Origin of the sequence: Fibrobacter sp. UWCM (assembly GCF_900129735.1) — a bacterium.
Lineage (GTDB): Bacteria > Fibrobacterota > Fibrobacteria > Fibrobacterales > Fibrobacteraceae > Fibrobacter.
The window spans coordinates 161,552-184,086 of record NZ_FQWR01000001.1; the positions used below are offsets into that span (position 1 = coordinate 161,552).

Below are 22,535 nucleotides of genomic sequence, written 5' to 3' on the forward strand. Positions count from 1 at the left end.
GGATAACTCTACTAAGGCAACAAGTTGCCAAGTATCGTATAGCGGGGATGACAATATGGTTAAAAAGCGCGGATTTTGAGCGTTTTTTGCAGGTTTCCGCTGGTAACGACCGCAATGTAGTTCCCGCGGGCAAGGCTACCATCCTCACCGAATTCCACGAGCGAACTGCCGAAACCTTCATGCGTGCCAACCAGCATTCCCTGCACCGTGTACAGGCTGACCTTGAAGCCGGCATTGGAACGTATCATGAGCGAAACGGAGCCCTTCGAGAGCGATACGGGGCGCACGTCGAGCATCGTTACCGTCTTGCGCGCCTCGGGTACGGCATCCGTGCCCTTCGCGATGCTGAACCAGTCAAAGTTCATCAGGAAGTTGCTCTCGCCGGAATACTCGAAGCGGAGTTTTTGCTCGCCCGCGGCAAGCGCGATATCCGCCGTAGTCTCGTACCAGTCGTTCCAGCCGTTCGTCTTTTCGGGGTCTACCGTGAGGGTCGCGAGCGCCTTGCCGGTAGAATCCGTAATCGTGATGGTAGAGGCGGCCTCCGCCTCGCTCGCCACGCGGGCCGTAACCGTGTAGGTGCCCGCAGTCGGGACCTTCACCAGGTAGGTGGACCAATCGCCGTCGTTAATCCAGCCCAGGTTCGGCTCTCCCTCAGTATCATCTTCAATCTGCACGCCATCCATCGCGATGTAGCTTTCGGCCTGAATCTTGCCCGGAACCGTTACCGGCTCGAACGGCTGGTTCGTGAGTTTCAGATTGCCGTCAAATTCATAAATCTTACCCGGAACCGTCGTGGTCGTGAAGGTATTCGTACCGCTGACCAAATTCAGGGTCTGGCCCACATCGGACTTGATGGCGACATACGTGAGCTTGCCGCCCTTCCAGGCCATGGAATCAATCTCGAAGCCACCGCGGGCACGGATACCCTTGATAGAGCCGTCTTTCCACTGCGAGGGGAGTGCGGGCAGCAGGTTAATCCTGTTGTTGTGGCTCTGCATGAGCATCTCGTTCACGCCCGAAACCGCACCGAAGTTGCCATCTATCTGGAACGGCGGGTGCGCATCGAACAGGTTGTTGTAAGTCTTGTTTGGCGTGAGGAGCATGCGGATCATCGTGTAGGCATGGTCGCCATCGTGCATGCGGGCCCAGAAGTTGATTTTCCATGCAAGAGACCAGCCGGTCGCATCGTCACCGCGCTGTTTCAGCGTGACACCAGCACCCTTGATCAAGTCGGGGGTCTCTTCCGGCGTAATCTGCGCGCTCGGGAAAAGGCCGTACAGGTGCGAAATGTGGCGGTTCTTGTTGTTCGGGTCATCCCAGTCCTGCAACCATTCCGTAATCTGGCCGTACTTGCCCGTCTTTGTGGGCGGGAGTCTCTTGACGGTCGCCTCCATCCTGGCACGAACATCCTCGTCGACGCCCAGAATCTTGGAAGCCTCGATGGTGTAATTCAGAACATCGCGGATAATCTGGTTGTCCATCGTGGGGCCAAAGCAGACGTTATAACCACTATGGTCGTTTTCCGGAGAATCGCTCGGGGCCGTCACCAGATACTTGTGGCCGGTTTCAGGTTCTTCCACAAGGCTGTTCACGAAGAAGAGCGCCGCCCCCTTCATGGTGGAGTAAACGTCCTGGAGGTAAGCCTTGTCCGTCGGGTTGAACAGGAAATGTTCCCAGAGGTGCGTGCTGAGCCAGCCTGCGCCAGAGGGCCACAAGCCCCATGCGCCGTCAATCGGGGCGGTACGGTTCCAGAGGTCGGTATTGTGGTGTTCCACCCATCCCTCGTCTACGCCCCAATGCACCTTCGCGGTCTTTTCGCCCTGCGGGACCATGCTCTTGATCTTGTCAATGAGCGGCCACACGCATTCGCCGAGGTTCGCCGTCTCTACCGGCCAGTAATTCATTTCGAGGTTGATGTTGGTCGTGTACTTGCTGCCCCAAACCGGGTTCGTGTCCTTGTTCCAGATGCCCTGCAGGTTTGCAGGCTGGCCGCCCTTGCGCGAACTCGCAATCAGCAGGTAGCGACCATACTGGTAATGCAGTTCTACGAGCGAGGGGTCGTTCGTGGAATTGAAATTCTTCACGCGGGTGCTGGTGATATCGCCTGCGCTCGCGTCGGCAGTACCCAGGTCAATCTTCACGCGGTTAAAAATCGTCTGGTAGTCCTTGAGGTGCGCGCTGAGCAGGTCGTCGTAAGACTTGCCCTTCACCTTGCTCATGATATCGGCCGCAATGGCGCCCGGGTCACCGCTCACGTCATTATACGATTTGAAGTTTGTCGCAATCGTGAGCACGAGCATTGCGGAATTCGCGCCCTGCACATTGATATTCCCGTTCGAGACAGAGACCGTACCGCCATCGACCACCACGTTCAGGCGGTTCTGGAACTTGATGGAATTGACGGTCACGTCGTAGATAAGCGTGTTCCCGCTATTCGACATCTTGTTGTTGCGATGCGGAGTCGTCATGGTGGCCCCGAAACTCACCGAGCCGCTTTTATCGGCGGAGAGGCGCACCACAATCACGTGGTCCGGGTAGCTCGCAAAGTATTCGCGGGTGTACTTGACTCCCCCGCTCGTATAGGTCGTTTTCGCGATGGCCGTCTTGAGGTCCAGTTCGCGGCGGTAGTTTGTGGCCCCCGAATGCGACGTGGTAATCACGAGGTCGCCCACCGGCTGGAAGCTTGCAGGGCCAGGGCCGATCATATAGTTAGAAACGATGGATTCCGCCGTGCGGTAGTCCCCGCGGAACATGGCGTCGCGGGCATCCTTCAGGTGGCTTGCCGCGCCCTGCTTGTTGTTGTCGCCCGGGCCGCCCGACCAGACCGTACTTTCGTTCAGGCCGATAATATCCTTCGTGACGCCACCGTAAATGATGCCGCCCATGTAGCCGTTGCCGATGGGGAGGGCGTTCGTGAATTCGCCCGCCGCATCGCTGTTGTACCAGAGGGTGAGCGGGTTGTCCGTCGACGCGTAAGACAAGGTCGCCGCGCAAAAGGCTGCCGCGATTTTTACGCCAAACATCAGGCCAAGTTTCATACGTTCTCCTGGTTTTACATACACTCAAATCCAAAGATATATGCCGAAAACGCCAAAATTACGAACCGCAACCCAGTTTGCATTGATTTTTTATCAAGAAACGCCCATTTTGCATAAAAAAACCGGCCCGCCTATCCAGCGGAACCGGTAATCACTAGAGAGAGATGTCTAAAAAAATAACCGAGCGGCAATTAGGCACGCTTGGCATACTTCTTGTAGCTCTTGACCAGGAGGGCGGCGAGAATGCAGTACATATTGACTTTTTATCCTTTATTTTTGCGTTTTATCGTCGTTTTTATGTGATTTTCGCAACGACGGGCCAAAATTAACAAAAATTTACTAACGCGTCAAGGGAAAAAATTATATAAGAAAAACTTTTTTCTCCGATTTCCGGCAAAAAAAACGGCTCGCCTGCCCCTATACCCCGCATCCGGCACCCTCATTTTGGTTTTCTACCCGAAAAATTGGTATTTTTGGCGGTATGAAACGAATTATACTCATATGCCTTGCCCTCGCCCTCGGAGCGACCGCGCGGCCTTCCCTGCAACTCGACAGGGAGCGCGTAGAAGCGGGCAAGACCTTTGGACTGCAGCTTGTATACCCGTTAAGCGATTTGCCCGAAAACAGGAGCGGTTTTTCCATCGACACGCAGAACGGATTCACGTTCCTGGGCATGGACAGTACAGACCAGGTGATGCGCCCCAGCATGGAAGAAATGTTCAATTCCTTCTGGGGAGGCGGAAGCCGTGGCGCCTACAAGGCCCGCATTTACACCTTCAAGCTAAGGGCCCCCAAAAAGACAGGGCGCCTGAACATCGGCAAGGTCCTAATCGAATTTGAAGGGCAAAAACAACCCATCTCGGGCGAAATCCCCGTCAACATCCAGCGCGCCTATACCGACGATGCGCTCGGCGTATCGCTTACCGCAAGCAAGAAGACCATCTATGAAGGCGAACAGTTCTACGTAACGCTCGGGCTCCACACCTACGAGCATTTCGAGGGCAACCTGCAGGCGACAGACATGAATACGGGCAACGACTTCATCGTGCACCGCAGCGACCTCTCGAACCTAAAATTTGAACCCGTGGAAGGCAGCCGCCGCGAAATGCAGGCAAGCGCCAAGTTTGCATGGCTTAGCCCCACCAAGAGTGGCAACCTGCAGATTCCGCCGTTCAAGTTCAAGTACACCAAACGCGGCGAACCGAAGATTGTCGAAGAGAACAAGCAGATGGGCGGCATGTCGTTCCATTCGCAGAGCATCAGGCAGGAATCCGTCGAGGCCGAGGCCCAGTCCCCCACGATTAACATCATGGTGAAACCTCTCCCCACCGAAGGCAAGCCCGCGGACTTCAGCGGCATGGTGGGCAACTACAGCTTCAGCGCCAACTTCGACCGCACCGACGTAAAGGTGGGCGAAGCGCTCACGCTCTCCGTAGACATCAAGGGCGACGGAACTCCCGGCACCATTACCGACCCGAAATTCCCCGACTTTAGCGATTTCCGCTCCGTACCTCCCGAAAACAACATCAACAAGAAGGTCGTGGGCAGCAAGGTCATTACCAGCAAGAGCATCAAGGTGTTCCTCTACCCCAAAAAGAAGGGCGACTTTACCGTACCCGAGATTACCTACAGCTGGTTCAACCCCGCAAAGAAGAAGTACGAGACGGCAAAGGCCGGCCCGTGGAACATACACGTGGAAAAGGGTGAAAACGCTCCCGAGGCTATTTTCCAGAACCCCGTCACCGCAAGCGGCCCCGCAGCCGTGCAGAAGCAGGAGATTGAATCGCTCGGTAACGACATACGGTTCATCCATGCGGTCGGCAAGAACGCAAGTTCATCGCACCCGCACAGGAACGCCATTTTCTGGACCATATTCTTCGCGGCAATCCCGTTCTATGTACTCGTAACATTTGCAATCCGCAGGCGCCGCAAGCACAACAGCGATGCAGCCCTCGTGCGCAAGGGCAAGGCAAACAAGATGCTCAAGGCCCGGTTCGCAAATGCACGCGCGGCCCTCCAGAAGGGCGACGCGAAGGCCCTCTATGCGGCGCTCGAAAACGGGCTTATTGACTACCTGAGCGACAAGACGAACCTGGAATTCAAGGGCATGACCCGCCCGCAGATGAAGGAAGAACTCGCAAGGCTCGGCTTGAACGCAGAGACGATTGCGGCAATTGACAGCTGGCTCGAAAAATGCGCATTTGCACGGTTCGCCCCGGTGAACCCCTCCGCCGAAGAGCAGAAGCAGATGCTCGACGACGTCGAAAAACTTTGCGAAGGACTTAAGGTATGATGTCATCCTGAGCGGAGTGCAACGGAGTCTCTTTGGTCACTTGGGCTTCAGCCCTTAGTGAGCCATGATCCCCCTTGTGGGGAGAAGGATCCAGTAAAAGAATCAAGCCTAGATTCTAGCTCAAAGAGCTTAAGAATTGTAGAGCAACAAGTTGCTAACAATTCTATATTGCTTGCTCAGAATGACACGGTAACAAATGGAATTAGAGAAAAATGAAGAAAACTTTGTTTATCTTATTTGCAATCGCAGTGGCTTTCGGCCCGGCTCTTGCCGCCGAAAAATGCGCGGGCATCGAAGCAGGCGCCAAGGCATACAACGAGAGCGATTTCGAGCGAGCCATCGACGAATGGCGCACCTGCGTCGACAACGGCATGGAAGACGCCGACCTCTTCTACAACCTGGGCAACGCCTACTTCCGGAGCGGTAAGCTCGGGTTCTCGATTTACTACTACAAGATGGCGCTCCGGCTCCGCGCCACCGATGACGACATAATGCACAACCTCAAGTTCGCGCAGGCCATGACCCGCGACAAGGTGGAAGAAGACGAGGAAGAAAATCCCATCCTCACCGGGCTATTCAAGGCGCACCACGCTCTTTCCCTCAAGGCGCAACTTTTCACGCTGCTCGCCCTCTTCTGGATTATCACGCTCGTGCTTATCGCCCGCAAGCTCGTTATCGGAGAGACCCGCAAGAACATCTGCACGGGAATCGTATTCGCGCTCACGACAGTCTTCTGCGTCATCGGGGCGAGTGCCGCCTACAAGGTAATTGTCCTCGAGACAGAAATTACCGGCGTGGTGACTGCAGCCGATGCCGACGTGACAAGCGCACCGAGCGACAAGTCACAAACGCTCAACACGCTCTCCGAAGGGACGAGCTTCGAGGTTATTTCTGTGCAGGGCAACTTTGCCGAAATTCGCCTCGGCGAAAAGATCAAGGGCTTTGTAAAGCTCAGCGAAGTGGGGATTATAAAATAAGTCCTTCGGCTAACTGCGTTAGCCTCGCGCATACGCTCAGCGTATGCGATTTAGATGCAGGGAGTTAAAAGCAAATCCTTCGGCTAACTGTTCAAGTTAATTGAATCTCAGGAGGAGTGCGATTTCGAACTGCAGGATCTGGCGCAGGTGCGGGGTCTCGTCGTCGAGTTTCTCGTGAATCTGCCTGTACTCGATGTAGCTGCTCATCGACGCCATCTTGTTGAACTGGTAGCTTGCACTCGGGCGAATGAACCACTCGTGCGTACGCGAAGGCACCGTGCGGTCAGTCAGTTTCAGCTCGGGGTTATATGCGGTCGGGTTGCCCGTCATGTTGTACGCCGAGAGGTCTTCAGAATCGAACTTCCATTCCCTAAACACGCCGTCCGTACCGCTCTCCTTGTTCCACATGTTGTAATCCTTGTTTGCAGGCGTGTATTCCTTACGGATAGTCTTGTTGTAGTCGTAGCCCGCAGTGAGTTTCAGGTCTACGTTGTTGTCGAGCTTGAAGTACCATTTCCACAGCTGGAACCCGCGCTTTAGCTTGAGCGGGTACGAAATCGTGAAGTCATCGCCGATATTGAACGCAAAGTCGTTGTAAAGCGCCGTGTATATCCAGGGCGTATTCCAGAAGTAGTCCGTAGTGTCGGCGATGTTACCGAGCGAGTCGGGCCAGCACGGAAGCCCGATAACTTCTTCCTTCGGGCGCCTATCCGTAGTCTCTATCTTCATGCGCACGCTGTTCTCAATCTTCAGGTTGTTCTGCAACAGGAACGTAGCACGCACCAGCGGGTTGAAGTTAATCTGGTACGACCAGGAATCTTCCGCGCTCTGGAAGGGCTTCACGCTCGTCGTCTTCGTGAAATCGAACCTGTGGATTGTGCTCACGCTCTTGAAAGTATTCAGGAACGATACGCGCTGGGCAAAGTTCGGGATTGTCACACCCACGCCAATCTTGGGCCACACCGTTGTGGTGTCGATGTACAGCGGGTATTCACGGGACTGCGCGAAATCTTCCTTCCACTGCAGGTCACCCGTAAGGCCAATATCCCAGATGGGGAGCGTGATGCCCGTACCTATCTGGAAACTGCGCGATACCGCATGGCGGAAGTTGCCCTGGTAAACAAGCGTATCGACATCCCTGTTGCGGTACTGCCCGAACTTTTCGAAATCTCCGCGGGATGTTAGCCCCATGTCGCCCGAGACGATGTTCCAGAGCCCGCGATTGCGGTAGCCGTTGCCGATACCGAGACCGTAGAGGTAGTACTGGAAGGGAGTCACGCCCTGCTGCTCGTACAGTTGTGCCAGCGTGAAGTTCTCGCCCAGCGTGTTGGTACTCGCGGTCCAGTTGAACCGTATTTCACGCCACTTGATTTTTTCCACCGCGCTCACGGCCTTCGATTCCTTGCCGAAGAGTTTCAGGAAGCCGACAATCTTGAAGGTCGGGCTGAACTCGAAGCGGTTTGTCTGCGATATGGTCCAGTAGTTCTTCTCGAGATTGTTCTGGTCCATAAAGTCAAAGTTGTCGGGAATGGTCTTCTGCTGGTTAAAGTCAGAGGTGTACCCCATGTTGAACGGCAAGAATGAAATCAGTCGCGGGTTAAAGTTTATCTTGAACTGCTGCGTGCGGGAACGTTCGTTCCTCAATATGCCGTAGGACTTGCCGTACTCGCGGGTACCCACGCTATCCACCTTGTAGAACGTGGTGGAGTCGTAGCGGATTTCGTAGGAATCCGGGTTAGACATGTCGATTGCCATCGGCTTGCCGTTCGCATCCATTTTCGCGATAGTATCGGTCGGGATAATCACGAGACTGTCGCGGGAAACATACACCTTCCTGTCGGTATGGTCGTAGTCAAACACGTAGCCGCTCGCAAAGAGCCCGCCCTCGTCGGGGCTGAAGAAGTTTTCCTTCACGAACCCTTCGCGGTCACCGCCACCGTACATGTCGCGCTTGATGTTCAGGGAGTAGCTCGTAGACAGGAACGAAAGGATGTTCCAGCGCATATTCAGCTTGTGGTTCAAGTCCGCCGTGTAGGTCACCACCTTGTCCACCTGCGGTTCCACGTAGTCGGGGTCGCGCACCTGGTTCACGTAGCGCACGTAATTGAAGTCGAACAATGTCACGTCGAACGTCTGCGGCCACGGTTCGAATTCCGTCTTCGCGAGAGCCTTCAGGAAGCTGTTTTCGGACTTGGCGAGGGATTCGAACGGCTTGAACTTGAAGAGGCTGAACGTACCCAGCTTGTACTCGAGCACCGTGTGGTAAGAATACGTGGAATCCGATGCGGTCGTCGCGCGGCCCTCGGACTGCCGGTAAGAATAGCTCGCCGCCGGGCGTTCCAGGAATATCTGCGAAAGCGCCTCGCCCACCTTCGAATCGGCCGCCTTGTAACTCTTGCTATAGCTGATGCTGAAGTTCTTTTCGCGGGTGTAGGACTGGTAGCCCTTCGACTGAGCGTCGTCACGGAGTTCCTGTTCCTTCTTGTCCTTCGTCACGGCGAGCTCGTTCTGGAACATGTCCTTCGTGAGTTCGCCAAAGCTGCTGCGGTCAAGCGTCAGGTCATCGGAAGGTTTCATGTAGGGGCGCTTGGTCGTGCTCCTGTAACCGAAGCTCATCGGGATATGGAACCCGAGACTATCGGCAAGGAACTTGTTCAGGCTAAGCGTAATATCGCCCGAAACATCGAACTGCGATGCGGCCTGAGAAAGCTTGGGCTTCGGAGAACCACCCGAAGTAGAAAGTGTCGCGAAGGCTCCGTCCTGGTAGCGCACCGCACCCGAAACAGAAAGGAAGTCAGCGAAGTTCACCTGCGCAGAGGTTCGTGCAGCATAGCCCCATTCAGTATCCATGTCCGAAAGGCGCAGGTCGTCAATCCAGAAGGTTCCCTCGAGGTCTTCCGCCGACGCGCTCGAATCCGCAATAATCACGAAGCGCATCCAGTCGACGCTCGTCACGGCAGGGTTACCCACCAGCCTGAGCCGTTCTTCGCGGTCGCCGCCAAGTTCCTTCACGACAGGTTCCACGAACGGCGGGCGGCGTCCCTGCTTCAAATCCGAGAAGTCGGAAACGTTCATCGCGAAGGCGTTCGCAAGCCAGTTCTGCTCGTGGCAATCCTGCTCGCGTTCGCACGAAGTGCTATCGTACATTACCGGACGGAAGCTCCATTCATAGTAATCGTTCGAGCCCTCAAGCGAGCCGGAACCGAACTGCAGCGCGAAACGCACCGGAGCCTTCGACGTTTTCGCCTTCGTCACGTAATGGATTTCCATCTTGAGCGACTTGTACGACGACAGGTCCTTCTTGTCGGTCTCGAATATGCGCGTCACGCCCACTTCCTGGCCGGGGTTCATGTTCTGGTAGTCAAGTACCAGCGCAGTTTCCTTCAGGGGGGCGTTCGTCTCGGAATCGCGTTCCGTCTTGGTATTCGGGCTCTTGAAATACGTATTCGCGTTTTCGCGGCTATTGATGGTAGAAACCTTCACGTAGGTGGTATCGGTCGTACCCACCGATTCCGAAACGGAAGTTTCAATCCCGTTCACGCTAACAATCTGCGAGTTCTCGTTAGAAGACGTCTTGTAGAAGTCGGCAACCGTCGTTTCTTCCCAGGCGTTCCCCACCACGGCAAGGCTCACCACCTGCACCTTCGCTTCGGCAACACCCGGATTCAGCCGGCCCATCCAGAGCCTCGTATACAGCGACTGCGCAAGGATAGACTTGTAGTCGCTCCCTGTCGACGAGACAAGCGTGTCGTACTGGTTCAGCGGAATGCGCCACTTGCGCCAGCCGTTGCGGAGCACCTCGAAGTTCGCCGCGTTCGTATCGGAAAGGTCAATTCGGTAACGCACGAAGTTGATGTCGGTATCGAGCGAGCCGTTCTTGTTGATGTCCTCGGTATCGTAGGTGCGTTCACCGGCATTGTTCTCGGTGCCGTTGATAATCCTCGGCGGGTCACTGTCGTCGTCCAGGTCGTCGTCAAAGTTATCGAGCGCAATATCGGTCGTCGGGCCGGAGTTCGTCGAATTCCTCACCGAGGAGATACACCCGGCAATGCGACAATCCCAGACCTGGCGTTCTTCCTCGTCGCCCGTCTTGCCGTCCAGGCCCCTGTCATGGAGCGCAGTCGTCGAGCCCAGGTCATTTTCACCATCGTACTCGCCATTCGGGGCAAAGCCGTTTATGGAAATATCTTCGCTTACCTGGCCCAAATCGAGGAACAGCGAACCCACGTTACCGCGCGCCACCACCTCGATATACTTCATCTCGCTCAGGTCCTGGTAGTAGGCGCTGTTCGGGCGCATGATGCCGCCCCAGGAGTTGCCCACCAGGTTGTCGTTTGCACGGAGAGTCATCTTGAGGACGGTCAGGTGCTGGTTATCGACATCCGAGTTGCCGACATTCGGGTAGATGTACTTGTACAGTTCCGTATTGTTGCTATGCCAAATGAATTCACCCTGATGCTTGTAATCCAGGTTCTCAATGTAAGTCGAAAGGCTCGAATCCGTTCCGCCCGGAGGCGAAGCCTGGTACCACGAAAGTCTCGACAGCGGGTACGTGAGGCCGTTCGTCGTCGTCTCGAAATCTTCCACGAGAGCCTCGACATCGTCACTCGTGTTCGCATTGTGCCTGCTCGCCGCAAATTCGGCCTCGAACCGCCAGCTGGACTTTGCGTCCGTGTTTATTCCCGGAATTTTGTTCACGAGGTCGGTCAGGGCCTGCACCGTATCTTGCAGGCGGAGGTTCATGCCCCACAGCACGCTGGAGAACGGTTCGTTACCGAGAGTCGGGGTCTTCGCCGTAGTGCTCTGGCTCTTGTAGAGCGCGGTAACGCCAAAGAGCGAACCCGTTCCGAACCCGTAGCGTTCCAGCGGGAGTTCCGCGCGGGCGCCCAGCAACAGCTTGTTGTCTATCTCGAACAGCGGTTCACATTCGAAGGTGACCTTGATTTCCTTGTTCGGGTCAAGCGCGCGCTCGCTCAAAAGCTCAATCTGGCCGAGCTCGTAGTTCACCTCGTAGTCCGTCCCGCGGGTAAGCACGGTAGAACCCGCAGTAAGCTTTTCCGTGCCCGGTGAAATGTCCATACAGCTGGAGCCACTCACGGAGTAGCTCGAGTTCGGGTCGCGCACGCTAATCGTGGAACTGCGGCGCTTGCCCACCGATTCAAAGTAGAACTGGCTCGTATAGCGGCTCAGGTTGTAGACCGGGAGCGAGTAGAGCTGCGCCACCACGTTCGTAGAATCCAGGTTGCGCAAGGGTTCCAAGCAGTTCGCGCGCGCGCGCTCCGTAGCGTTCGGGCCGGAATATTCCGAGAGCGGCTTACACGGGAGCCACATCTCGCCGGTGTAGTTGCCGCTTGCATCCTTCTTGAAAATCGTAGCATCGCTCACGAGGGGCGTACCCGTCGTCGTATCCGCGACGCCGAGCGTCTTGAGGAACGTTCCCGCCACGCCCGACTTGTTCTTCATGCGGAGCACAAAATTCGAGGAACTCGCATCCGTAATGCCAATAGCGTACACGTTTCGGAGCATGAGCTTCCCGATGTCCGTCAGTTCGGCGAGTTCCGCATCCCACTGGATAAGCACAATCTTTGCCCCGTGGCTCATCGTGGTACCCACGCGCCCCGTGCCGTCTTCACTCCATAGGGCGGCAAGCAGCGTAGAGCGGGTCACGCCGTTCACCTTCACAATACCCGTCTTGGGGTCGTAGGAGTACTCGCTCGCAGGGATTTCCACCATGCGTTCGACAGTCTTCTCGATAGGCTTGCCACTAGGCGTCGTGTACAATACCTTGACATCGCGCCACACGTCGTTCTTGTTGTTGAGCGCGCTCCTCTTGAACAGCTTGAGGCCCGTTGCCGGGTAACTCGACGTGGTGCGGCCCGCAATGGCTGCGTTCACGTACTTGTCACGGGCATCGTGGTTCAAGAAGTAGTAGCGGTAGGCAACGAACTGCTTGTCGAGCACCTGGAATTCGGTTGTCGTCTCCGAGGCGTTGATGGTGTATTCCTCCTGGCTTCCACCATCCTGCGACGCGATGGTCGTAAGCCGCCAGTCACCCAGTTTCCAGTCCGCCTTGATACCGAACAGGCCCTGGTGGTTCTCGGAATAACCCGTAAGTTCCGTACCCGAAAGCGAGAGGGACGTAGTACCCGCTTCGACGCGCTGCAGTATGTAGTCCTCGAACTCGTCCTTGAACGATTCCTCGTACACCACGCGCACCTGGTTCTGTACGCCGAGCCCGCTTTCCACGTTGTTAATCTCGACCGTCACGTAAGGGCCAATCTTGCCCTTCACCATGAAGCTCGGTTCGTAATCGAGCGAAGGCGAAGGCCAGAGGCTCGTCTTGGTACTGCCTTCCGCATCGTCAATCTCGCCATAGCCCTTCAGGCGCACGTTCATGGTACCCTGGAGCATCAGCTTGGGCTTGTCGAACCCGAAGGTCTTCATCCACGCGGGCATGTTCACCGGAATCGTGATGTCGAACATCGAGCCCGTCTCGGGCGCCTCGTACCCGCCGTCGCGCTGGCCGATAAGGCTATTGAGCCACAGGTTCTTGCGGCCCACGTCGTACATGTCGGCCACGTAGTCGGTAAGTTCGGGGTAGTGCGCCGTCCAGAGCGTAGTCGTATCTCGCGACACGCTGTTCACGCGCTTCTCGCTCACGTCGAGCTCGCGGGTCGCCATGTTGATTTCGTGGTCGAACACCTGGCCCTTCGTTTCCTTCATCAGGCGGGGCGATGCGCCCACGCCCCCGAACGGAAGCAGGCTATTCAGCGGGTTCGAAGATGCCGGCAGCGGGAAGTACTGGAGGGTCGGCTGCCACTCGGTCTCTGCCGGGTCAGGGGCCTCTTCCGCCTCTGCATTTTCGGGTTCGCCCGCAGACGCGGAAACGCTCACGGAAGAATCTTCCTGAGACCAAGCGATGCCGAATGCCGTAAGGCACAGGGCCAAAAAACCCGAGCGGGTTCTATGTAAGAACCTTTTCAAAAGCAACAATCACAAAATACAGAATTCAGCCGAGCCAAATTCAGTTAAAAAGTGAATTTTCTGCCAAATTAGCAATTTTTCACTTTGCAATTTCAAAGTTGCAAAAAATTAAGGATTAAAAGTCATGCGGGAGGGGCCCCAGCTCAGAGTGGACGCCTACTCCTCAAAGAGGATAACTCAACTAAGCCACTAAAGTGGCAAGTTTCGTATAGGCGTCCGTGGCTGCGCTCGGTCATGTCGGCCTGCAAGCAGTCCGCCGCGACACTCGCTTGCACACTACTGCGAAGGCCTTGGGGGCATAAGAAGCAAAAGGGAGATCCCCGCCTTCGCGGGGATGACAGCTGAGAACGCAAAAAAAAGAAAATCCCCGCCGGAGCGGGGATTAAATCCTTTGGGCTGTTAGCCTGCGACTAGATGAACATCTCGATGCCGCCGCGGCACTTTTCCCAAGAGCGGTTCTTCTTGCACAGGAGATCCATCATCTTGTCGTAAGTGGCGGTGTTCGCGAAGCCCTTCCACAGGCGGCGTTCCACGGATTCGCCACTATCCTTGTCGATAGTGGTGATCGTGTCGTAGTAGGCCGGATTGTCCTTGAACTCGTTGATGAGAATGCCCTTCAGGTCTTCGGTGTAGATTTTCGAAGCGTACCTGAGGATAGACTCGTTGAAGTTGAGTTCGTTATCGACAAGCCATTCGAAATCCTGAATCGGGTCGCCGTACACAAGCCAGTGCTTGAGCGCGAGAGCAACCACCAGGTCCTTCACGGCGCTACGGAAGATGAACTTGTCTTCCAGGCGGCCATTCCAGGTAATCTTGGTCAGCGGGTTATCGTCGTTGGCCTCGATAGACACGCCCTTGCCCGGGGTAACCTTGCGGATCTTAATCGGGAGGCGGCTAAGGAGCTGCCATGCCTTCGTGAAGGCGATAGTCTTGCGGACGAAATCCTTTTCCTTGTCCGGGGCGACGCGCACGAACGCACCGAAGCAGCGCTGGTAAAGCGTTTCCTTGTCGAAGATGCAGTCGCTACTGCGGCATTCGCTGAGCTTGCCATCCATCATGAACAGGGTCTTTGCAAGTTCGGGGCGCATGCGGACTTCGAGCTTACGGGTACGTGCCTTGAGGCGCACGCCATCCTTGTAAACGTAGGTGAAGCCTTCTTCCTGGTAGCGCTGCCAAATGAAGAACTGCAGGTCGTCTGCGGCGCGCAGGTGGTAGCTGAACACCGGGTTCTGGCGGTTGTTGGCCATGGTCACCTGGTTCAGGAAGTTGTCGGCACCGGGGTACGGCACCACGACCTTCACGAGCACCTGCGGGTTCACGGGCTTCTTGCTCTTCTTCGCGTAGGTTTCGTAGGTAAACAGGGACTGGGCACCGTTAATGATTTTCGGGCGTTCAATGACGAGCACCTTCTTGCCGTCGCGTTCCTTGGCGCGCAGGTCATCACCGGTAAGGGTCATACCGTTGTGCAGGAACGGGAAGTCGTCGATATTCACGTTCTCGTCATCGTTACGTTCCATAGTCTGGAAGGCGTCGATGAGGGCCGCGTTCGTATGCGTGAGGTTACCGAGGTAGGTACGGATGTTGCTCGAGACAATCGCCATGTTGTGCTTTGTCTTGAGGCGCTTGCCGAGGGCTACGTGGTAATCGAAAATCGTGCGGATGGGGCAGAAACCGAGGAAGAGTTCGCCATGGTCGCTCGTGAGGTGGAGCGGTTCGGATTCCATCACGATTTCAAGCTTGTCGTCGGCGCTGCGGAGGTCGCGGGTAAGGTCGTCGTGCTCGGCGATAATCTCGAGCTTGGCCTTCACCTCGTTCTTCCAGATACCGAGCTTGCGGCGCATATCCTTGAGGGTGCGTTCCAGTTCAGAGTCGGTGAGGTCGCGGCTAGCCTTGGTGCGGAGCACCGTAATCTGGAGCGTTTCCATGTACGGGCGGCTTGCCGGAGTATCTTCGTCTTCCTCCTCGTCGCCGTCAGAAATCTTCTTCACGTCCCACGGGTCTGCCTCTTCACGCAGGGAGAGGAAGAACGGGTTTGTGGGGTCGCTTGTGCGGAAAACGGCAATCTGGAGCAGTTTGAGGTCGGAATTCAGGTGCGCGACAACCTTCTCGAGCGGGGTATCCTCGTCCAGGAATATGAAGAACTCCATGAAGCCCTGAGAATACTGGAAGCCGTGGAAACAGCCGTTTTCGTCCAGGTTCAGGTGCCGGAGAGCCTTTATTCGGTCGTTGGGATCGTTAGGGTTCAAGCTTAGGAGGCTAGCGACAAATGCCAGACGGCGTTCCTGCGATTTTGTTAGTTCCATTTTTTCCTCAACTATTATACCGGCGGCATACCATATAAAAACATTACATAATATGCCAGTATCGTAATTCGCACACTAAAAATAGTTTCAAAACTACAATTTGAGTAAAAAAATAACAAATCTTTTGTAAAAACACCACTACAAACGTCAAAAAATAGTGAACAAATGTACAGAAAATCGTTTTTTTTCTTTTTTTTCGGTGCCGCTTCCGCAAAATCGGGTAAAAATACTATGATTTAGGGGAGAGAAACTATCGACAAGGAGTGACGTATGAATCTGCTTGATATTATTGCCAAGGCAAAGGCCGAGAAGGCCAAATCGCTCGACCTGTCCCAGAAGGAACTCAGGCTCCTCCCGCCCGAGCTTTTCGAAATCGACTCCCTCGAAGAACTGAACCTCGACCGCAACAAGCTGGTCGAAATACCCGACGAAATCGGGAAACTCAAGAACCTGAAGAGCCTCTCGGTGAGCGAGAACGACCTGATGGAACTCCCCGAGACCATCGGCGAGCTCAAGAACCTGAACCACCTCTACCTGGGCTACAACAGCCTGTCCGAACTGTCGGCTAGCGTCGGGAACCTCGTGAACCTGAATACAGTGAACATCGCGAAGAACCAGCTCCTGGACCTCCCGAAAGAGATTGGCAAGTGGACAAAGGTCACCAAGCTCAGCCTCCACGACAACATGCTCTCCGAAATTCCCGCGACCATCGGCGACATGAAGAGCCTCGTGAAGCTCTACCTCGACAACAACGAACTCGCCTCCATCCCGGCATCCCTCGGGAAGCTTGCGAACCTCGAGATTCTCATGGTTTCGGGCAACAGCCTGAGCAGCGTGCCCTCCGAACTCGGAAACCTCAAGAAGCTCCGCGAACTCGTGCTCGACGCGAACCAGCTGTCGACGCTCCCCGAATCGCTCAGCCAGTGCGACAAGCTCGAGACAGTATCCGTCGTGGAAAACCCGATGGAAGAAGGCGTACCGCACGCACTCCTGAACAAGAAGGGCCTGAAGGTAGATCAGTAATTCTTTAGTCGTTAGTCATTAGTTGTTAGTCATTGGCAAAACCATCGTGCCTTCGGCACAAAAAACTAATGACCATTGACCAATGACTATTGACCATGTTTAGGCGTTTATGTTCCGGCATCTCGTATATCTGCCGCTTGTAGCGATGCTTGCTGCGTGCAACGACTTTTTGTCGCCTGTAGAGAGCATTCCTGCGCCAAGCGAGTACGAATACAACTACTGGCTGTTGCAAAAGACCTACCTCTACGGGGAAGAACTGGCGGCGATACCCGAAGAGGGGGATTCCGTGCAGGCGCTCTTCAGTGTGCTTACCGACAGGTACACCCGCTATACGGAACCTTCGCACAGCGAGGCAGTCATTGAGTCGCGCAACACGAGCATCATCACCGGCGACATCGGCGTGGAGTTCTTGCGCGACGTGAGCCTCGAGCATCCGCTGTTCATCAACCGCGTGTACCCCGAAAGCCCCGCCGACCGTGCGGGCGTTCCCCGCTACGGCAACGTCATTTCGATAAACGGGGTCGAACTTACCGGCGACGACGCCTACTCCACCTACAGGAGCGTTTTCAACGACACTGCGGACATCTCCCTCGAAATCGAGTACAACGGGGAGGTCAAGACCTACGACATGAAGCGCGAGACCATCTACGCCCCGACGGTATTCGTGGACACGGTCGGCGGACATGCGGTCATCAACATCCGCGAGTTCAAACCCGACACGTACGACCGCGAAAACGGCACCTACGGGGAACTCAAGAAATACCTGGAATCCTCTACGGGCGACAAGTCACCGCGCATTCTCGACCTCCGGAACAACCCCGGCGGGCACGTGGACCAGTGCATCCGCATGGCAGACCTGTTCGTAAGGCAGGGGACGCTTTCTTCCCGGAAATGGTACGCGTTCTCGCCCGACGGGAAGCGCACCGAGTACAACACGAAAAACGACGCCACCGCGGGCGATCCCGGAGAAGGCGGGAAGTTCGTGTTGCTCGCCAATAACGGGAGCGCATCGTGTGCGGAGATTTTTGCAGCCGCGGTCACCGAACTCGAAGATATCCCGCTCGTGGGCATTACCACCTACGGCAAGGGAATCGGCCAATCGTCCTGGAGCACGCCCGCAGGGGGGCTTGCCACCATAACGACGCTCGAGTTCTTGACCCCGAAGGGGAATTCGTACCACAAGAAGGGGCTCGTGCCCCAGTACCGCTGTGAAGGCGGCGCGAGCATCGCGTGTGCCATCGAGGCGGCGGAGGTTCACTTCGGCGGGGTCCCGAAAAAGACCGGCTATGCGCCCGCAAAGGCGGCAGGCTCTATGTCTAGAAATGTTGTCAACGAACCGGAAATCATCGTGCCCGAAAGGCCCCGATACGAGATTCCCGGCGGCGCACTTGTCGAAAATTTTGTAGTTTGGTAAAGAAAAAACTTCAGCAAGCAAAGCTAGCCTCGCGCATACGTAAACGTATGCGATAAAAAAGGAGAAGGTATGAAATTCACGCATCTGTTTATAGCTGGGCTTAGTGCAGCTGCATTGCTGTTCCAGGCCTGCACGACATCCGCTTCTGACGAAGAAATTCTATCGCCTTACATGGACGAGGAATCCTTTAGCCGTCTACCCAAGGCCCAGCAGGAATTACTCTTCACGAATTTCTTTCTCCAGGCGATGTACGTCAATGCCGAAACGGAAGTCAAGGACGTCAACAAGTACCTCGACGAAGGCGCAAAAAATGGATTTACCGAGGACGACTACGAATTCCCTGACGTATCGTACATGTACTCGACCCTGAGCGACAACTTCACGAACTACTTCAGCCCGTATATCGCAGAAAGGATTCTCAAGCAGTTGGTCTATTCCGAAGCGACGGCGGGCATCGGCGCGGACTTCCAGGAAATTATCGAGACCAACTGTACAACGGACGGCTTATGCACCAATTCCGGTACGCTCGTATTCAAGCACGTGTACAAGAACGGCCCTGCAGACAAGGCGGGCGTGCTGAAGGGAGACACTCTGCTTACGATTGACGGAACGGGCCCCCGCAACGAGCAACACTTCAGGAGGCTCGAAGCCGTATTCGATGCCGGAGAAACCGTCCCCTTCACCATCAAGCGTGGCGAGGACACCCTCAATATTTCAATCACGTTCGACCAATACTTTTCCCCCACAGTCTTTGTCGACATGGTCGACTCCATCCCGGTAATTACCGTCACCGAATTTACGGACACGACCGTACTTGTCACCGGCACGTACGGAGAATTCCTCGACGCCCTGGAAGAAACTGCCGGCGCGAAATCCACCATCATCGACCTTCGCGGAAACCCGGGCGGCACCGTGGAGCACTGCGTCAACATGGCGGCAGAAATGCTCCCCAAGAACGACACCATCATCACGATTATCAGCCACACCATTGACTCCCTCACCGAGGAGCCCTATATCGACACGACAACCTATATTACCAAAGAGGACGGTATCGGAGCCGAGCGCTACTACGTGATTCTCGCAGACAGCAATAGCGCCAGCTGTGCGGAACTCATGGTTGCAGGCGTCGTGAGCAACACGAAATCACCCGTCGTGGGGCAAACCACCTACGGCAAGGCCATCGGGCAGTCGTACCTGGAAACCATCGCGGGCGGCCTCACCGGCATTACCAGCATGAGGCTCCTGGACAAGAACTGGGGAACCTACCAGAAGTACGGAATTGTCCCGGATTTCGAAGAAGGGGACTCCAACAAGGCGATGCAGAAGGCGGTTGAACTCGCGAAGGAGGGCACGGCACAGCGTACGCAGGGCTACGGCACCGTCGACAAGGGGCACTTCACGCTCGCGAAGAAGCACGGCAACAAGGAACTCGACCGCGGGTTGTTCAGGATAATCCGCAGGTAGTTTTTTAGACTAGGGAGGGCGAGCCCTCCCTAAGACCCTCCCGACACTTAATAATTCGTTTCGTTCTAGTCACAAGATTATGGTAAGCACGAATTATTTACGTGCGCACCTGCGGTGCAAATAAAAATACCTCCGCATTGAGCGGAGGTGTTTTTACTGATTTTCTAAGCAGCCTTATTCAGCCTTCGGGGCTTCGGCGGGCTTGGCCTCTGCCTTCGGGGCTTCGGCAGGCTTGGCTTCGGCCTTCGGGGCAGCAGGCTTTGCAGCCTTCACAGCCTTGGCGGGCTTGGCAGCAGGTTCAGCCTTCGGGGCTTCCGGAGCCTTGGTGTCGATGAGTTCCATTTCGAACACGAGCAGGCTGTAGCCCGGAATCTGAGGAGGACGGCCGTACGGGCCATAAGCGAGGTCGAACGGAATCCATGCGGTAACCTTCTCGCCCACCTTCATGAGCTTGAGCATTTCGGTCCAGCCCGGAATCACGGCGTTAATCGGGAATTCGAGCGGCTGGCCACGGTCGATGGAGCTATCGAACTTGGTTCCGTCGAGGAGCGTTCCGGTGTAGTGCACCTTTACCACGTCGGAATCACCCGGAGTAGCGCCCGTACCTTCGGTAAGCACCTTGTACTGGAGGCCCGAAGCAGTCGTCACGACGCCTTCGGCAGTCTTGTTCGTCTCGAGGAAGGCGGCGCCTTCGCTCTTGCGCTTTTCAGAAGCGATGCTGTCCTTCTTCTGAGCTTCAAGCTGCTTCTGCTGCTGGATGTTCATGAGGGTAGCAAACACGGTGGAATCGTTCATCAGGTACTTGCTGGAATCCTGGCTGAAACGGTCCTTGAAAGCCTGGATAAAGAGGTCAAGATCCAGTTCGATGGAATCGCGGGCCACGAGCTGGGCGTACACCTGGTTGGCAAAGTGCGCACCGAAGGCGTAGCTGGTCGTATCCTTCTGGGTAACCAGGGAGGTCTTGGCCGGAGCACTCTTGCTCGGGCACAGCTGGTCACAGCCGGTCATGAGCATGGCGAGAGCGCCAGCGGCAATAATCAATTTTGTTTTCATAGTGTCCTCTTTTGAGTTTATTTTAGACGCTATTTAAAATAGCAAATCAAACGTGATTTTTCTCACATAAAAGTATTTTTTACACTTTCTTTTCGTATATTTTGCCGTATAGTTCTTTTTTACCCCATTCAAGGAATTTTTATGTGCGGAATTGTCGGTTACATCGGTCAAAGCGAAGCATTGCCCATCCTGGTCGGCGGGCTCAAGAAGCTCGAGTACCGCGGCTACGATAGCTCGGGCATCGCTGTCATCGAGAACGGCAGCATCCACGTGGTGAAGGCTTCGGGCAAGATTAGCGCGCTCGAAGACAAGCTGAAAACGCAGAAAGTTACCGGAAAGACCGGCATCGCGCACACCCGCTGGGCCACGCACGGCGCCCCCACCGTCGAAAACGCCCACCCGCACACAAGCTACGACGGGAAAATTTCGATTGTCCACAACGGCATCATCGAGAACTACGCAAGCCTCAAGGCAAAACTCATTTCGGAAGGCATCAAGTTCCAGTCCGAAACCGATACCGAAGTCCTAGCACACCTCATCGCCCGCTTCTACAAGGGCGACCTGAAGGCGGCCGTGCTCAAGGCGCTCGACAAGGTGGAAGGCACGTTCGGCCTTGCCGTCATCTGCAGCGAGGAACCGGGCACGCTCATCGGGGCACGCCGCGGCAGCCCGCTCATCCTCGGCATCGGGAGCAATTCCGACTTTTTCCTCGCGAGTGACGTCTCTGCAATCATCAACCACACGCAGAAGGTCGTTTACCTCGACGATAACGACATCGTGCAGATTACGGGCAACAACTACTCCATCGTGAACATGAACAGCCACGAGGTGCAGCGCGAAGTCAAGGACGTGGAATTCGACGCGGACGCCGTCGCGAAGGGCGGGTTCGCGCACTTCATGCTCAAGGAAATCTTCGAACAGCCCGAAGTGTTGCGCAACACCATGCGCGGGCGCCTGCTCAGCGCAGAAGGCAACGCCAAGCTCGCGGGCCTTGACACGAACATCAAGGAACTGAGAAACATCAACCGCATTATCATTACCGCATGCGGCACGAGCTACTACGCGGGCATGGTCGGCGAATACATGATCGAAGACCTGGCGGGCGTCCCCGTGGAAGTCGAGTACGCCTCCGAGTTCCGGTACCGCAACCCCATCATCAAGCCGGGCACGCTCGTGCTCGCCATCAGCCAGTCCGGCGAAACCGCCGACACGCTTGCGGCCCTCAAGGAGGCCCAGCAGAAGGGTGCGACCGCGCTCGCGATATGCAACGGCGTGGGCTCCACCATCGCCCGCACGAGCGACGGCGGCGTATACCTGCACGCGGGTCCCGAAATTGGCGTGGCTAGCACCAAGGCGTTCACATCGCAGGTGACCGTGCTCGCAATGATCGCCCTCTTGCTCGGGCGCCAGCGCAGGCTCAGTTTCGAAAGCGGCGCAGACATCGTGAAGGCGATGCAGGAACTCCCCACTCTCGTGGAGCAGACCTTACAGCTTTCGGACCAGATTGCGGGCATTGCGCAGAAGTACGCGAAGGCGAACAACTTCCTGTACCTGGGCCGCCACTTCAACTACCCCGTGGCCATGGAAGGCGCCCTGAAACTCAAGGAAATCAGCTACATCCACGCCGAAGGCTACCCCGCCGCCGAAATGAAGCACGGTCCCATCGCCCTTATCGACGAGAACATGCCGGTGGTCGTGATTGCCCCGAAGGATGCGCTGTTCGACAAGGTCATCAGCAACGTGCGCGAAATCAAGGCACGTGGCGGCCGCGTCATTGCAGTCACCACCGAAGACTGCAAGCCGCTCGACGAGTTTGCGGACCACCTCATCAAGGTGCCGAAGACAATCCCGATGCTCATGCCTATCGTGACATGCGTTCCGCTTCAGCTCCTCGCCTACCATATCGCGGTACTTCGCGGCAACGACGTGGACCAGCCGCGCAACCTCGCAAAGAGCGTGACGGTGGAATAAGGCAAGTCTCGGAAC

10 protein-coding genes are annotated in these 22,535 nt (G+C 55.8%); 6 read left to right on the top strand and 4 right to left on the bottom strand.

Annotated features, from left to right (window positions below):
- Positions 1–59 precede the first annotated feature (59 nt).
- On the bottom strand, positions 60–3,038 hold the full coding sequence (locus tag BUB22_RS00595; protein WP_073113477.1) for a glycosyl hydrolase family 95 catalytic domain-containing protein: 2,979 nt from the start codon (positions 3,036–3,038) through the stop codon (positions 60–62).
- A gap of 481 nt (positions 3,039–3,519) precedes the next feature.
- Here BUB22_RS00595 and BUB22_RS00600 point away from each other — a divergent pair, with 481 nt between their 5' ends.
- Together BUB22_RS00600 and BUB22_RS00605 are read left to right on the top strand one after the other, a co-directional pair.
- Positions 3,520–5,331, top strand: coding sequence for a BatD family protein (locus BUB22_RS00600; RefSeq protein ID WP_073113478.1), 1,812 nt, complete (start codon positions 3,520–3,522; stop codon positions 5,329–5,331).
- 212 nt (positions 5,332–5,543) lie between these two features.
- Entirely contained in the window at positions 5,544–6,308 is a 765-nt protein-coding gene (locus BUB22_RS00605; RefSeq protein ID WP_073113479.1) for an SH3 domain-containing protein, read from the top strand.
- 96 nt (positions 6,309–6,404) lie between these two features.
- On the opposite strand, the gene sprA is transcribed toward BUB22_RS00605, so the two are convergent.
- The gene (gene sprA / locus BUB22_RS00610; protein WP_254794577.1) at positions 6,405–13,292 is read right to left on the bottom strand and encodes a T9SS outer membrane translocon Sov/SprA; all 6,888 of its coding nucleotides are present in this window, start codon (positions 13,290–13,292) and stop codon (positions 6,405–6,407) included.
- A gap of 410 nt (positions 13,293–13,702) precedes the next feature.
- Positions 13,703–15,595, bottom strand: coding sequence for an AIPR family protein (locus BUB22_RS00615; protein ID WP_073113480.1), 1,893 nt, complete (start codon positions 15,593–15,595; stop codon positions 13,703–13,705).
- A 270-nt stretch (positions 15,596–15,865) separates the two neighbouring features.
- Between BUB22_RS00615 and BUB22_RS00620 the strand changes: the two genes are divergently transcribed.
- From BUB22_RS00620 to BUB22_RS00630, 3 genes are all read left to right on the top strand, one after another.
- A complete protein-coding gene (locus tag BUB22_RS00620; RefSeq protein ID WP_073113481.1) occupies positions 15,866–16,618 on the top strand; it encodes a leucine-rich repeat domain-containing protein in 753 nt (250 codons plus the stop codon).
- A 109-nt stretch (positions 16,619–16,727) separates the two neighbouring features.
- Positions 16,728–18,032: a S41 family peptidase gene (locus BUB22_RS00625; RefSeq protein ID WP_083535296.1), complete on the top strand. Its 1,305-nt coding sequence runs from the start codon at positions 16,728–16,730 to the stop codon at positions 18,030–18,032.
- A 69-nt stretch (positions 18,033–18,101) separates the two neighbouring features.
- On the top strand, positions 18,102–19,496 hold the full coding sequence (locus tag BUB22_RS00630; protein WP_083535300.1) for a S41 family peptidase: 1,395 nt from the start codon (positions 18,102–18,104) through the stop codon (positions 19,494–19,496).
- A 174-nt stretch (positions 19,497–19,670) separates the two neighbouring features.
- Here the strand turns inward: BUB22_RS00630 and BUB22_RS00635 are convergent, their stop codons facing one another.
- Positions 19,671–20,549: an FKBP-type peptidyl-prolyl cis-trans isomerase gene (locus BUB22_RS00635; protein WP_083535301.1), complete on the bottom strand. Its 879-nt coding sequence runs from the start codon at positions 20,547–20,549 to the stop codon at positions 19,671–19,673.
- Positions 20,550–20,690: 141 nt separating this feature from the next.
- Between BUB22_RS00635 and glmS the strand changes: the two genes are divergently transcribed.
- On the top strand, positions 20,691–22,520 hold the full coding sequence (glmS, locus tag BUB22_RS00640) for a glutamine--fructose-6-phosphate transaminase (isomerizing) (RefSeq protein ID WP_072809049.1): 1,830 nt from the start codon (positions 20,691–20,693) through the stop codon (positions 22,518–22,520).
- Positions 22,521–22,535 lie beyond the last annotated feature (15 nt).

Coding starts and splice junctions, on each gene's coding strand:
- BUB22_RS00595 (WP_073113477.1), bottom strand. CDS start 3,038: ATGAAACTTGGCCTGATGTTTGGCGTAAAAATCGCGGCAGCCTTTTGC.
- BUB22_RS00600 (WP_073113478.1), top strand. CDS start 3,520: ATGAAACGAATTATACTCATATGCCTTGCCCTCGCCCTCGGAGCGACC.
- BUB22_RS00605 (WP_073113479.1), top strand. CDS start 5,544: ATGAAGAAAACTTTGTTTATCTTATTTGCAATCGCAGTGGCTTTCGGC.
- BUB22_RS00615 (WP_073113480.1), bottom strand. CDS start 15,595: ATGGAACTAACAAAATCGCAGGAACGCCGTCTGGCATTTGTCGCTAGC.
- BUB22_RS00620 (WP_073113481.1), top strand. CDS start 15,866: ATGAATCTGCTTGATATTATTGCCAAGGCAAAGGCCGAGAAGGCCAAA.
- BUB22_RS00625 (WP_083535296.1), top strand. CDS start 16,728: ATGTTCCGGCATCTCGTATATCTGCCGCTTGTAGCGATGCTTGCTGCG.
- BUB22_RS00630 (WP_083535300.1), top strand. CDS start 18,102: ATGAAATTCACGCATCTGTTTATAGCTGGGCTTAGTGCAGCTGCATTG.
- BUB22_RS00635 (WP_083535301.1), bottom strand. CDS start 20,549: ATGAAAACAAAATTGATTATTGCCGCTGGCGCTCTCGCCATGCTCATG.
- glmS (WP_072809049.1), top strand. CDS start 20,691: ATGTGCGGAATTGTCGGTTACATCGGTCAAAGCGAAGCATTGCCCATC.